Below are 14,583 nucleotides of genomic sequence, written 5' to 3'. Positions count from 1 at the left end.
ATGGTTTACTTCCTCACTTCTATACTATTATTGTCGCATTTCATGGTTAGATTTGTTATATTTATGAGCCTTTCTATAAAAAAGACAATGGATTCCCCAACGGGAGAAACCATTGTCTTTTTGCCGTTTATCCCCACCAACACCGCCAGAAACCCGCCCTTTTCCATAGACAAACGCATCAAGGGGAGAGATGCATCATGGGCAGCCAGGGGGAGAGATGCATCATCGCGGTCCCTTACTGCGAATAGGCAGGCAAGCCCTCCACACCTTACGATGAAATCAGATGAACAGCCTGTTGAGCATGGCCGAGCGATCCACAATCGTAGGCTTCATATCAATAGTCTGGAAAAGGAGGGAGATGCCCATGCCCGAAGCTTCACTGGATCGAGGGGGTCTGCAGCGGCCCGGGGCGAAGGCGCCGCAGAGCGGCTGGCGTGAGGTCTGGCGGCGGCTCAAGCAAAGCCGGTATTATTATGCGATGTTTCTCATTCCGTTTTTGTTTTTCGTAATTTTCTGTTATGTTCCGATGTTCGGCATCATCATCGCCTTCAAAAACTACAACGTCTTTGACGGCATCGCCGGCAGCCCGTGGGTCGGACTACAGCATTTCAAGAATTTTCTATCGGATCCATACTTCTTTGTCCTGATTCGCAACACCATATTAATCAGTGTCTACCAGATCATCTTCGCCTTCCCGGCACCCATCATCCTGGCGCTGCTGCTGAACGAAATTCGCCATGTGCTGTTCAAGCGGTTCGTCCAGACGGTCAGTTATTTGCCGCACTTTCTGTCCACGGTCGTGGTGGCGGGAATGATTGTGAACTTTGGCTCCTTTGATGGCCTGATTAATCAGTTCCTGAGCGTGTTCGGGGTCGAACCGATTCAGTTCCTGATGATGCCGGAGTGGTTCCGGACGATCTACATTTCCTCGGAAATCTGGCAGGGCATCGGGTGGGGCTCCATCATTTATCTGGCTGCGCTCTCCGGGATTGATAGTCAGCTCTATGAGGCGGCGAAGATCGATGGGGCGGGCCGCTGGCGGCAAATGTGGCATGTGACGCTTCCCGGCATTGCACCGACGATTATCATCATGCTGCTGTTCAGCATCGGGGCGATTATGGCTGTCTCGTTCGAGAAGGTGCTATTGCTCTCCAACGGCTCCAATTTTGAGACGTCCGATGTCATTGCCACTTATGTGTACAGACGGGGGCTTGTATCCAGCGATTTTAGCTATGCCACCGCCGTCGGCCTGTTTAATTCCGTCGTGGCGCTCTTCTTCCTGGCCACCGCCAACTATCTCAGCCGCAAATTCAGCGAAACCAGCCTATGGTAGCAGAAAGGAGTCCGCGATGAAGACCAGTCTGGGTAGCCGGGTGTTCGACACGGCCAATGTTATCTTCTTGTTGGGTCTTGTATTCGTGACGTTTTATCCGATCTATTACATCTTCATTGTCTCGGTTAGTGGGGGCAATGCCGTCATGCGCGGCGATGTTTCATTCTGGCCGGTGGATTTCAACTGGCAGACCTATCTCTTGGTGTTTGAGGACCCTTCAATCGGGCGCTCTTACTTCAATACCATTCTGTATACGACAGTGGGCACAGCAATTAACCTAATCTGCACAACGCTGTGTGCTTATCCGCTCTCCAAGCGGGACTTCTATGGACGGGGCTTTTTCACCCTGATGATTGTATTCACCATGTTCTTCAGCGGTGGCCTCATTCCATCCTATCTGCTCGTACAGAGCCTGGGCATGATGAATACGATGTGGGCCCTGGTCATTCCCGGTGCGATCAGCGTTTGGAACATGATCATCATGCGGACGTTTTTTCAGAACATTCCTCATGAGCTGTACGAATCGGCAGCGCTGGACGGCGCTTCAGAGTTCACTTCCCTGGTACGCATCACGCTGCCGCTCTCCAAGCCGGTCATGGCGACGATGGGCATGTTTTACGCGGTGGGGCACTGGAACAGCTTCTTCCCGGCCATGATTTATCTCGACGAAAAAGCGAAGTTTCCACTTCAGATCATCCTCCGCAACATGGTGGTCATGGGCGAGATGTCCAGTCAATCGCAGGAGATTAGCGGCGTCTTTGCCAGCGTCACGGCGACCAACATCAAATATGCGGTCATCATTATTGCCGTCGCGCCGATCCTGCTGATCTATCCTTTTATACAGAAGTACTTCGTGAAAGGCGTTATGGTAGGCTCCCTCAAGGGATAACTCGTGGTTGTTCAGCCGGTTTCCAGCAGTCGTCCAGTTGACCTGTTGGCAGGCTCGAATAATAATAAGACTAAGAAGACAGGGGCGATCAATCTATGGCAAAACGAAAAGGGTACTGGGTAACGCTCTGCATCGTATTCGCATTGCTGCTCTCGGCGTGCAGCAGCGGAGGCACGGGCAATGGCACAGGTGGCAATACCGGAGGCAATGCGGAGCCGGCGCCGGGCACATCGACGGAAACGGCAGGCCAGGAGCAAATCACCGTGCGTATGATGCGTGGCGAGAACCCATCACAGGTGATCAAGACCGACACACCAGTATTGCAAGAGATTGCACGTCAGACGGGCGTCACCATTAACCTGGAGCCGGTGCCAGGCAGCAACTATCTGGACAAGAAACGTGCGCTGCTGGCCACCAACAACATTCCGGATATTATGGGCGTGGAAGCGAGTGAAGTGGCCGAGTTTGCGGGCACGGGCATGTTCGTGACCATCTCGGATTATCTGGATCAGATGCCGAATCTGCAGGCGGCGATCGAAGAGAATCCGGAGATTAACAAGCTGTTCATCGACGGCAAGCTCTACTCTCTGCCAATTACGGAGAAATTCAAGATTCAAGGTGGCAAAACACTGCTGATGCGGATGGATATCCTGGAGGAAGTGGGAATGGAGGTGCCGACGACATTTGATGAGCTGTACGAGGTGCTCGCGGCGATGAAACAGGCCTATCCCGACTCCTATCCGTGGACGACACGCGGAATGTCCTTTATGGATGCGTTCTCATTCGGGATGGGCAGCGGCTACGGCATGACGCTTGATCCGGACACCGATACGTATTTTTATGGAACCAACAAGCCGGAGTTCAAGGAAGTCCTGAGCTATCTGAACCGCCTATACAGCGAGCGCTTGCTCGATCCGGATTTTGCGGTCAACACCAAGCAGAACTGGGATGAAAAACTGAGCACGGGACGCTCATTCTTCTACTACGATAATAATCAGTTTGCGGTCAACTACAATACCATTCTTCAGGAAAGTAATCCCGAGGCACGCTTTGACCGGCTGCCGTATCTGGAGAATGCCCAAGGCCAGACCCGGGGCTGGCTGTATCCAAAAGGCTGGCTGATCGACAACTATGTCATTAGCTCCAAGACCAAGAACCCGGAGGCCCTGATCAAAATGTTCGACTGGATGTACGGGGAGGAAGGCACAACGGTTACGAACTATGGCGTCGAGGGCGAAACGTATGAGGTTGTGAATGGGCAGCCGGAGATCAAACCGGAAGTGCTGGAGCAATACGCCAATGCTTCGGACCCGGCACGCGTCATGATGTCGGAGATCGGGGGCGGTCTGCTGGCACTGGCTGTACGCGTTGACGAAGGTCCTACCCGGCAGATGGCGCCACCGGATCTTGTCCGCTGGGGCGAAGAGCTGGTAGCGGATCCGGGCGCAGTCATCGTACCGGGCTTGTCTCCAGCCTTCACGGATGAAGAAAATGACCGCATCAAGGACTATACCACCCGGATCTCCGTCCTGGAGCAGGATGTGGTGAAATTCATCATCGGCACCAAGTCGCTGGATGACTTCGACGCCTGGGCAAGCGAGCTGACTGCAGCCGGAGCCGAGGAGATGGAGCAGATCTACAACGAAGCCTACACCCGCACTCCTTAAGTCGCTTTCCATCACGAAGTAAATCAGGATGATAATTCGGCATCGAATATTGAATGCAGTCGGAACTAAGCGGATGCTTACGAAGCTAGTTTCCTCCGGAAACTCTGAGGTGCTCACGTAGGTTTGCCTACGCTCCGCTCCTCATTTCCTCCTGCCTCCAATCTTCTCGGTGCTGAAAACCGACCCTTAGTAACAATGAAAGGAGGACTTGAAGATGACGAAGTGGCTCGCTTTGCTGAGAGTAAACAAGTTGTTCTTCAAGATCCTCCTGTATTTTTTGTCGCTGCTGGTGCTGGTTATCGTCATCGGTGTGTTCTCGTATACCAACTATGTCAAAGAGTTCAAGCGCGATTACAATGACAAGCTGACGATGAACCTCCAATCCTCCGCAGATGCCATCGACGGCTATCTGCAGATGATTCACGAGTCGGGCGTCGGCTTTTTTGGCGATCCGGTTGTGAAGCGTCTATTGAAGCCGCGCTCCACCTACACGGAAGAGGATCTGGCGGAGTTGTATCTGCTGCCGCTGAGCGTGGGGCGGACGCGCTACAGCTTGAACCGGTTTATCGATGAGGTATTTGTCTATGCCGATGATAGCAGCGTCTTTACAGCAAGCGGACTTAACGCGTTCGACTCCTTCTTTGGAAAATTCTATCACTATCTTGATTATGACAACACGTACTGGAAGGATCGTCTGGAGAGCCGCTTTTCCATTGAGATCGTCTACCCGGCTACCGTGGATAATTCCTTCGGCACGAAGCGAGTCATCTCATTCATTGCCACCAATCGGGATGGCGCGCATCCGGCCGTGCTCGTAGCAACGATCCGGGAACGGATGCTCTTCCGAACGATGGAGGTCATCCTCGAACCAGGCGTGACTCGTGTACTGGTCGTAGACAATCAAGGCGAGATTGTGCTGAATTCGGATTCGTCTTTTGGAGCAGAGTCAGTCTTGCGGCAAATCCGTGGGGAGGCTAGCGAGACACCAGAGGCGCCACAAGCTGCTGCCGCCGAGCTATCGCTGGATGGAGAGTCGTATACCGTATCGTCGGTTACAAGCGGACTCTATGGGTGGACCTTCTATGCCCTTACGCCGGTGGATGAGTTTCGCCGCCAGGCCTCGGGCATGCTCAGTCTGATCGTCGGCATCTGCGTGCTGCTGGTTGTGATTGGCGGGCTGTTCTCCTTCATTTTCTCCTTCCGGATTTATAATCCGATTCGCAAGCTGGGCGAGGTGCTGGCCCAGGAGCAGAGTGGCTTGAACTGGGGCAAAGAAAGCCAGGCGCATGCCGGGGACTTGCAGCAGATCGGCAGTGGCATTCATGAGCTAATCTCCTACCGGCTGCGGTACCAGCATGAGCTGCACATGCTCACGCAAGAATACCTCGATCAGTCGCTGCTGCGGCTTATGCACGGAATCGACCAGCGCGAGGATCAGAATGAGGAGCTGCTGCGGACGATGCGGCAGCGGCTGGCTTTTGACCAGTCCGGATTTGTGTGCATGATCGTGTCTGTGGAGTTCCTGACGCCGTTCTATCAGGACATCCAGGACGTCGATCGAATCGTCATTCAGAGCAAGCTGAAGAAGATTATGGACGGGCTGCTGCGCGATTTTATTACGGTGTATGTGCTCGAGTCCCGCAAAAATACATTCCTGTGCGTCGTCAATGCAGAGGATGAGACGATTCGCGAAGCCATCGGCCAGGGGTTGGAGCGGCTGGTGCAGACCTTTATTCATGATTGGTCCTACTGCCGCATCCATATTGGGGTTGGCAAGTATCATGACCATGTGCAGGGTATTACGAGATCCTACCGCGAGGCGGTTACGGCCCTGCATGCGATTGAAGATAATGAACCGTTTACTGTCCGGTATGCCGAGGATCTGGGGAGCGCGGGGGCTCAGCATTACTCGTTTGCCGATGAGAACCGCCTGCTCAATCTGCTGAAGGTGGGCGACAAGGGTGGGCTGGAGGAGATGGCGGATGAGCTGCTGGAGATGTCGGAAAAGCGGAGCGCCCCCTACCGGGTACGGACGCTGCTGCTTGGTGAGATGTACCAGACGGCGATGCGGTATGCCCGTGAACGTGGAATGGATGCGGAGTCCTTGCTCTCTGACGAGGATCATGGCCGGATGACGGGTCCGCTGGAGCGGCCAGAGGATTTCAGGCAGAGCCGGGCGCTGCTGGTTCGCTTGTTCCACGCTATCGCAGATCGCGAGGCCGATAACCACCGTCCACCGGGCAAGTCCACGGAGCTGGCGCAGCTGATCAAGCAATATGTAGAGTCGCACTTTACCTCCGATCTGTATCTGGAATCGATTGCCGAAGAAATGGGCGTCTCGATGAAATACGCCTCGCGTGTATTCAAAGGGAAATATGATATGAATCTGACCGATTATATCAGCTTTCTGCGGATCGGCAAGGCGAAGGAGTTGCTCGCAGGCGAGCAGACCATTGCCGAGGTTTCGGAGCAGTGCGGATTTTTTAACCGGACGACCTTCCTCCGGACCTTCAAGCGTCTGGAGGGTGTGTCGCCCAATGACTATCGCAAGCTGATACGAAAGGATGAGCGACGTGACAATGCAGCATCTTCCTGACGGAAGTGTATATACCAACGCGATTGGCATGCAGCTGATGCGCATCGAGCCGGGCACGTACAAGAGGGGCAGTGACAGTGGCGATCTCGACGAGCAGCCCGTGCATCAGGTGCGGATCAGCCAGCCGTTCTACATGGGCAAGTATCAGGTGACCAACAAGGAATATGAGCGCTTCGATCCGCGTCACCGCGAGCTGCGGGGCAAGCTGGGCTTCTCCTGCGGCGACGATGAAGCGGTCGTCTTCGTCAGCTGGCACGAGGCTGTGGCCTACTGCCGCTGGCTATCGGAGCGCGATGGGCGGCCTTATCGGCTGCCTACCGAAGCGGAGTGGGAGTACGCGTGCCGGGCTGGAACGGAGACAGCGTATGCGATGGGTGAGGAATTCCCACGCAGCCAGTACCGGAACCAGCAGCACAGCTGGTACCCCGACCCGGTCAAGACGAAGCGGGAGTTCGAGGTGGTGCCGCTGACCGTGGGCGAGTTCCCTCCTAACGATTGGGGTCTGCATGATATGCACGGCAACGTCGAAGAATGGTGCCAGGACTGGTACGGCCCTTACGTGGAGGGCGAGCAGACCGATCCTGTGGGCAGAGTGGATGGGGACTTCCGCGTCACCCGAGGCGGCAGTCACTCAACGGACCCGCGCTACCTGCGCTCTGCCGAGCGAATGGCCACCCTGCCAGAGGACAAACATTGGCTAATCGGCTTCCGCGTCGTACTGGCAGAGCCGGTAGCTACGGAGCCGCTGCCGCCAGCCGAGCCTTATCCCTATCAGCTGGGGGTTTCCCAGACGGTGATCGCGCAGGAGCCCACAGAGCGGGGAGCCCCTTATTTTGCCCCGCCACGTGTCTATGTGAAGCTGGAGCCCTCCGAGCGGGGACCGTTCTTCCGGCATAATCACTCGCCATATGTAGCTGAGACGCCCAACGGAGATCTGCTCGCGGCCTGGTTCACGACGAATGAGGAGAGCGGGCGCGAGATGAAGCTGGTAGCCAGCCGGCTGCGGTACGGCTCGGACTCCTGGGATGACGCTTCGCTATTCTGGGACGCCCCGGATCGCAACATGACGGCGGGCGCCCTCTGGCTCGATGAGCAGGGCAAGCTGCTGCATATTACCGGACTGGGAGCGGCGGGCACATGGGGCACCTTGGTGCAGGTGCTGCGGACCTCGGAGGATAATGGTGTCACCTGGAGCAAAGGCCGTATTCTCTACCCCGAGCATGGCGTGCGGACGATGCCGATTCCCTCGCTGTTCCGGATGAACGACGGCACGCTGGTGTTCTCCTGCGATGCAGAGACGGGCAGCACGGGCGGCAGTACCGTGTGGCTCAGTGAGGACGACGGCGATTCTTGGTTCGATGGCGGCGGTCTGATCCGAGGCATCCACGCGCCCGTCGCGGAGATTGCAGGCGGCCGGCTGCTGGCCTATGGCCGCGGCGATGAGGTGCATGGCCATATGGCACGGAGCATTTCCTCGGATCGGGGCAAGAGCTGGGTGTATAGCGAGAGTGAATTTGATCCGATCGGGATGGGGCAGCGCGCGGTCATGCGGCGGTTGCAGGAAGGCGTGCTGTTCATGGCCTCGTTTGCCGATGGTATGGAGATCCAAGACCGCGACGGTGTGAGGCGTCCGGTGCAGGGGCTGTTCGCTGCGGTCTCGCTGGATGATGGAGAGACGTGGCCCTACAAGCGATTGGTGACGACCGATGAGGATGGCGGCAAGTGGGACGGCGGCGCCTGGACCGGCGAGTTCCGGATGGACCGCTCGCATGCCGAGCCCAAGGGTTATCTGGCCATGGTGCAGGCCAAGAACGGGCTCATCCACCTGCTCAGCAGCCGTATCCATTACTGCTTCAACCTGGATTGGGTCATGGCGCTATCGCCTGGGCTTGGTGGAGAGGGCGTGGAGTCGAGCACTGACTAACGCTTTCCACGCCGTTTTCCCATCACTAATACTCTTATTAGAGATGCTGCCACTGCCACTATGCTTTTCGCACAACCTGCGGAGGTAATCGGCTGAGTCTTGCAAGTAGAGAAGATTAAGGAAAGAGCATGTAACAACAGGAGGGGTGAAGCGATGAAGAAGCTGTACGGTGTGACAACAGCGATGGTGACGCCATTTGACGCCCAAGGCGCGGTGGATTTGGATAAGGTGGAGGCGCTCACCGAGTTCCTGATTAGCAAGGGCGTGCACGGCCTATTCCCGCTCGGGACAACGGGCGAGATGGTGCGGCTGTCGGAGGAGGAACGGATGGCGGTTGCTGAGACTGTCGTCCGGCAGGCGGCGGGGCGGGTCGTCGTCTACATCCATGCGGGCGCGATGACGCAGGAGGCAACCATCCGGTTAGCTCAGCATGCACAGCGCATAGGCGCGGATGGGGTCGGCGTGGTGACGCCAATGTTCCTGGGCGCAAGCGACCGGGAGCTGGAGGCGTATTATGTGGCGGTGGCTAATAGCCTGCCGCAGGACTTCCCGGTCTATCTGTATAATATCCCTCAATGCTCGGCCAACGACCTGAAGGCCGAGGTAGCAGCCCGCGTTGCAGAACAGTGCACGAATGTGGTCGGGGTAAAATACAGCTGGCCGGATTTCCTGCGTACGGACGAATATCTGCGCATCAACGGTGGTGGCTTCGCGGTCATGCAGGGCGCGGACCGCCTGATGCTGCCCGCGCTGGCGCAGGGCTGCGACGGTGTCATCTCAGGCGTCTCGTGTGTGTACCCCGAGCCGTTCGTGGCGGTATATGACGCCTACCAGCGCGGCGACCTGGAGCGGGCACGGACCCTGCAGCGGACGGCCACCGCCTATTGCGAAGTGCTGCGCAGTGGCAGCAACATGTCCTACTTTAAGGAAGCGCTGCGCCTGCGCGGCATCGATGCCGGTGTAATGCGTGCGCCGCAGTTGGACCTGCAGCCGCACGAGATCGAGCAGCTGCAGACCGAGCTGGCCGCGCTGCCGTCCATAGACGAGCTCTAGCCTGGCCGTGCACTGAGGCGAAGCTGCAGAGCTCCCAAAATCTCTAGGAACGCAGACAACAAACCCCTTCAAGCCCCAACTAACCCGTGAAGGGTCAGTGCTTGAAGGGGTTTCATCTTGCCCATATAGTAGCCGGACCTATCCAACTGCCATTTGGCATTTCATTCGGCCCGCTATCCAACAGCGGCCGGAATGAACTGCATTTTCAGACTACCCTTAAAATGGCCGGAGTGGCACGGCATCGAATCTGAAGAAGCGAAGCGCTCGCCTTTGTCCCCGGATTTCAACCGCTAGAGCGGTTAAAAATTCAAGAAATCTGGGGACAACAGCGATCGTAAGATCGATCCGTGACCGTAGGCTTCCTTTTAAAAAGTTTGTTACGGCAGTTAATACCTACTCAACTATCATTTCCTTCACCGTCTCACCTTCAACCAACACAGGCTGGTAGTAGTTGGCGGCTTGCAGGTCTTTCTTGCCTTGCAGGTTCTTGATGATCCAATCGGCCGCGTCCCGGCCCAGCTGCTCCTGGGGGTGCGACAGCGTCGTGAGGCGGAGCTGAGCGGTTTTGGCGAGGTAGGAATTGTCTTGTCCGATCAAGGACAGCTCGTCCGGGATGGAGATGCCCAGTCTGCGACAAGCATGCATGACCTCCAGCCCCACCTCGTCGTTATAGCATACGATGGCAGTCAATGACTCCCGGTTTTCCTGCAGAAAAGCGTCCAGGTTGGCGGGCAGCTCGGGCTTCGAGGCCGTATCAAACGAGAGGACTTGCTCCGGATGAAATCCGATTTTGCCTTCACCCAGCGCCTTGATATAGCCCTTCATGCGGTACTTGCCTTGCAGATCATCCATCTTGGCAATCAGACCAATCTGGGTATGGCCCTTGGCAATCAGCTCCCGGGTCGCCAGGTAGCTCGACTGCACGTCATCCAGACAGAAGAACGGCACCTCCAGCTCTTCATAGAAGGCATTAATCATCGTGAACGGGACGTCCTGTTCCTTGAACGACAGGTAGTAGGCAATGTTGGGATTATACAAATTGCTTTTGGTCGGCTCTACGATCAGGCCATCCACGCCGTAGGAGAGCATCATTTCCAGCGCCTTTTTCTCCTGGGCGACATCATTATTCGTGCTGGCCAGCAGCAGCGAGTAATTGTCCTCATTGAGTCGGCTTTCGATGCCGCGAATAATAGACGGAAAGATGTAGTCCGAGATGTAGGTGGTGATGACGCCGATGGTTTTGTTCGCGGTATTCCCGCCGGACCGGTTGCGGTACTGCTTGCTGACATACGTGCCCGACCCTTTCTCGCTGCGCAAAAACCCCTCATTCGACAGCTCCAGAATCGCCTTGCGCACCGTCTGGCGGCTTACATTATAGCTCTCCTGGAGGGCATATTCGGTAGGAATCTGCTGGCCGATCGCATAGGCACCCGAGAGAATCTGACTTTTTATATCATCAATGATGACTTGATATTTGGGCTTCACACCATCCACTTCTTTCACTTGTAAGTATAACTAGTATACATTATTGACAAATGTACGTACAAAAAATATACTTAGGCTGACACTTAAAGGAAGCGCCTTCTTCAAGCTGGTGAACAAAGTATGCCTACAGGTTGTGGATCGTTCTTCCGATCGCTGTTGTCCCCAGATTTCATGATTGTAACCGCATTTAGCGGTTGAAATCCGGGGACAAAGGCGAACGCTACGCAGCGTATGCTTTCGAAGTCGCTTTCTTTCAGAAAGCGTTAACCAGAATCGATTCCACACCTCTCCGGCTATTTTTCACCAGCAAACTTCATTATATGAATTCTATTATCTACTATAACAAGAGAGGGGATGGACGTCATTATGAATCATGAGGCGATTAAGCAAGCCATCGCTGCGGGCGAGACGTCGCTAGGCATTGAATTCGGCTCGACCCGGATCAAGGCTGTGCTGATTGACAGGCAATTCACAGCGATTGCATCCGGTAGCTATGACTGGGAGAACCGTCTGAAGGACGGCTTCTGGATGTACGAGCAGGAAGACATCATTACCGGCATGCAGACGGCTTACCGCGAGCTGAAGCAGGAGGTTGAGCAGACGTACGGCGTGAAGCTGCAGACGGTCGGTGCAATTGGATTCTCCGGTATGATGCACGGCTACATGGCCTTCGACAGCGCGGGTGAGCTGCTGGTTCCGTTCCGGACCTGGCGGAATTCGACGACCGGTGAGGCTGCTCATGCGTTGACGGAGCTGTTCCAGTTCAACATCCCGGAGCGGTGGAGCATTGCCCACTTGTATCAGGCGATTTTGAACAAGGAGGCGCACGTGAGCCGCATCGATTCCATCACCACTCTCGCAGGCTATATCCATCGGGAGTTGACCGGCGAGCGCGCGATCGGCATCGGCGAAGCGTCGGGCATGTTCCCGATCGACGATGCGACGCATGATTACCATCCGTCAATGGTGCAGCAATTCAATGATCTGGTTGCTGACCGGGGCTATCCTTGGAAGCTGTCATCCGTGCTGCCCAAGATCTATCTGGCTGGCGAGCAAGCCGGGCAACTGACCGAAGCGGGTGCGCAGCTGCTGGACCCGGCAGGCGATCTGCAGCCAGGCATTCCGTTCTGCCCGCCCGAGGGCGATGCCGGTACAGGCATGGTGGCCACGAACAGCGTCAAGAAGCGTACGGGCAACATTTCCGTCGGCACGTCCGTGTTTGCCATGATCGTCCTGGACAAGGAGCTCTCCCGCGTCTACCCAGAGATCGACATGGTGACCACGCCGGACGGCAGTCCGGTTGCAATGGCGCATGCCAATAACTGCTCTAGCGATATCAACGCCTGGGTCGGACTGTTCCGTGAATTTGCCGAAGCGATGGGTTTCGAGGTCGATAGCGCCAAACTGTTTAGCGTTCTGTTCAACAAGGCGCTTGAAGCTGATCCAGACGGCGGCGGACTGCTCAGCTACGGCTACTACTCCGGAGAAAACATTACCGGTCTGGAGCAGGGACGTCCACTGTTCGTGCGGTCGCCGGAGAGCCGCTTTAATCTGGCGAACTTCATGCGTACGCACCTGTTCTCGGCCTTCGGGGCACTGAAGATCGGCATGGACATTCTGACCGAGCAGGAGCAGGTCGTCATAGACAGTGTGTTGGCGCACGGCGGCTTGTTCAAAACTCCAGTAGTTGGACAACGCATTGTTGCTGCCGCCTTGAACGTTCCGGTATCCGTCATGTCCACGGCAGGTGAGGGCGGAGCATGGGGCATGGCGCTGCTGGCTTCCTACATGGACAACAAAGGCGCGGAAGAATCGCTGGCAGACTTCCTGGAGCAGCAAGTGTTTGCGAATGTCGAGGGCGAGACCATTGCACCGGAAACAGCCGATGTTCAAGGCTTTGAGACCTTTATCGAACGCTACCGCAAGGGCTTGGCCATCGAGCAAGCCGCAGTCGAGCATTTAATTAAAAACAATAACTAAACCAAACGAAATGAGGTTGATTCATATGACAGCAGCAAAAGAGTTTTGGTTTGTCGTAGGTTCGCAGCATCTGTACGGTGAGGAAGCACTTGGAGAGGTCAAAGCCAACGCCCAAAAAATCGCCGATGCTTTGAACCAAAGTGGGGTACTGCCTTATCCGCTGGTCCTGCAGGATCTGGCCGTCAGCGCCGACAAAATTACCAGCATCATGAAGGAAGTCAACTACCGCGACGAAGTGGCTGGTGTCATCACCTGGATGCACACCTTCTCTCCTGCAAAAATGTGGATTCGCGGTACCAAGCTGCTGCAGAAGCCTCTGCTGCACCTGGCGACGCAGTTCAATGAGAGCATTCCATGGTCGACCATTGATATGGACTTCATGAACCTGAATCAGGCTGCGCATGGTGACCGTGAATATGGCTTCATCAATGCCCGTCTGAAAAAGCAGAATAAAATTGTTGTCGGCTACTGGGAGCGCGAGAACGTGCAGCAGCAGATTGCGGACTGGATGGACGTCGCAGTTGCTTACAATGAAAGCTTCAATATTAAAGTCGCACGCTTCGGCGATAACATGCGCAATGTCGGCGTAACTGAAGGCGACAAGGTAGAAGCCCAGATCCAGTTCGGCTGGACCGTCGACTACTACGGCATTGGGGATCTTGTGCAATACGTCAATGAGGTCAAGGAAGAAGAAATAAACGACCTGATGGCTGAATATGCGGACCAATATGAGTTCGAATATGGCGACAACAGCAAAGAATCGTGGGAAGCTAGCGTACGTGTACAGGCCAGCTACGAGATTGCCATCAAACGTTTCCTGGACAATGGCGGATACACGGCGTTTACGAGCAACTTTGAGGATCTGCATGGCATGAAGCAGCTGCCAGGTCTCGCGGTTCAGCGTCTGATGGCCCAGGGCTACGGCTTCGCGGGCGAAGGTGACTGGAAGACTGCAGCGCTTGATCGCTTGCTCAAAATCATGAGCCATAACCAAAATACTGGTTTCATGGAAGATTACACATACGAGCTGGCTGAGGGTCAGGAAGCGATCCTGCAATCCCATATGCTTGAGGTGGATCCATCACTGGCTGCGAACAAGCCAAGAATCGTTGTATCCCAGCTGGGCATCGGCGACCGTGAGGACCCGGCACGTCTGGTATTTGACGGCAAGGCGGGCGAAGGTGTCGTGGTCTCGATGGCAGACTTCGGTACGCATTACAAGCTGTTGATCAACGAAGTCACAGCCTTCGAACCAACTGTGCCAGCTCCGAAGCTGCCAGTTGCCCGTGTGATGTGGAAGGTGAAGCCGAACTTCCAGGACGGCGTCAAAGCCTGGATCGAAAACGGCGGCGGCCACCATACCGTTGTCTCCCTGAACCTGACCACCGACCAGATCGTCGCCTACGCGAAGCTGGTTAACCTGGAGTACGTCATTATCAAGTAACTTATTGGCACGTAAAATCCCTCAGGAATGTCTAAGCGAAGCACCTGAGGGATTTTTTTGCGCAAATGTCCCCGCCAACCGCCAGCTGTAACGCACCTTTGTTCCCCTATTTGCTCGCACTCCCGTCCTCCACCTGCAGTAACGCACCTTTCTTCCTCTATTTGCTCGCACCCCCGCCTTTCGCCGGCTGTAGCACACCTTTGTTCCTCTAT

At 55.5% G+C, this 14,583-nt stretch carries 9 protein-coding genes; 8 read left to right on the top strand and 1 reads right to left on the bottom strand.

The window, feature by feature from the left end:
• Positions 1–364 precede the first annotated feature (364 nt).
• From F556_RS0112810 to F556_RS0112785, 6 genes are all read left to right on the top strand, one after another.
• Positions 365–1,333: an ABC transporter permease gene (locus tag F556_RS0112810; protein WP_020617361.1), complete on the top strand. Its 969-nt coding sequence runs from the start codon at positions 365–367 to the stop codon at positions 1,331–1,333.
• A gap of 16 nt (positions 1,334–1,349) precedes the next feature.
• Complete coding sequence (locus F556_RS0112805) at positions 1,350–2,222, top strand: carbohydrate ABC transporter permease (RefSeq protein WP_020617360.1); 873 nt, start codon at positions 1,350–1,352, stop codon at positions 2,220–2,222.
• A gap of 95 nt (positions 2,223–2,317) precedes the next feature.
• The gene (locus F556_RS0112800) at positions 2,318–3,889 is read left to right on the top strand and encodes an extracellular solute-binding protein (RefSeq protein WP_020617359.1); all 1,572 of its coding nucleotides are present in this window, start codon (positions 2,318–2,320) and stop codon (positions 3,887–3,889) included.
• A gap of 214 nt (positions 3,890–4,103) precedes the next feature.
• Positions 4,104–6,485: a helix-turn-helix domain-containing protein gene (locus F556_RS0112795; protein ID WP_020617358.1), complete on the top strand. Its 2,382-nt coding sequence runs from the start codon at positions 4,104–4,106 to the stop codon at positions 6,483–6,485.
• Positions 6,469–8,409 (top strand): SUMF1/EgtB/PvdO family nonheme iron enzyme, encoded by a 1,941-nt coding sequence (locus F556_RS33900; protein ID WP_020617357.1) that lies wholly within the window; start codon positions 6,469–6,471, stop codon positions 8,407–8,409. The genes F556_RS0112795 and F556_RS33900 overlap by 17 nt, the downstream gene beginning before the upstream one ends.
• Positions 8,410–8,508: 99 nt before the next feature.
• Positions 8,509–9,462: a dihydrodipicolinate synthase family protein gene (locus tag F556_RS0112785; RefSeq protein ID WP_245583055.1), complete on the top strand. Its 954-nt coding sequence runs from the start codon at positions 8,509–8,511 to the stop codon at positions 9,460–9,462.
• A 393-nt stretch (positions 9,463–9,855) separates the two neighbouring features.
• Here F556_RS0112785 and F556_RS0112780 read toward each other — a convergent pair whose 3' ends face one another.
• Positions 9,856–10,947 carry a GntR family transcriptional regulator gene (locus F556_RS0112780; RefSeq protein WP_020617355.1) on the bottom strand — a complete coding sequence of 364 codons (1,092 nt, stop codon included), beginning with the start codon at positions 10,945–10,947 and terminating at the stop codon, positions 9,856–9,858.
• Between the two features lie 366 nt (positions 10,948–11,313).
• Between F556_RS0112780 and F556_RS0112775 the strand changes: the two genes are divergently transcribed.
• A complete protein-coding gene (locus tag F556_RS0112775; RefSeq protein WP_026297269.1) occupies positions 11,314–12,927 on the top strand; it encodes a xylulokinase in 1,614 nt (537 codons plus the stop codon).
• Between the two features lie 25 nt (positions 12,928–12,952).
• Positions 12,953–14,371: an L-arabinose isomerase gene (araA, locus tag F556_RS0112770; RefSeq protein ID WP_020617353.1), complete on the top strand. Its 1,419-nt coding sequence runs from the start codon at positions 12,953–12,955 to the stop codon at positions 14,369–14,371.
• Positions 14,372–14,583 lie beyond the last annotated feature (212 nt).

It is taken from the genome of Paenibacillus daejeonensis DSM 15491 (genome assembly GCF_000378385.1).
Lineage (GTDB): Bacteria > Bacillota > Bacilli > Paenibacillales > Paenibacillaceae > Paenibacillus_D > Paenibacillus_D daejeonensis.
This window is presented reverse-complemented; position numbering and strand designations above follow the sequence as displayed.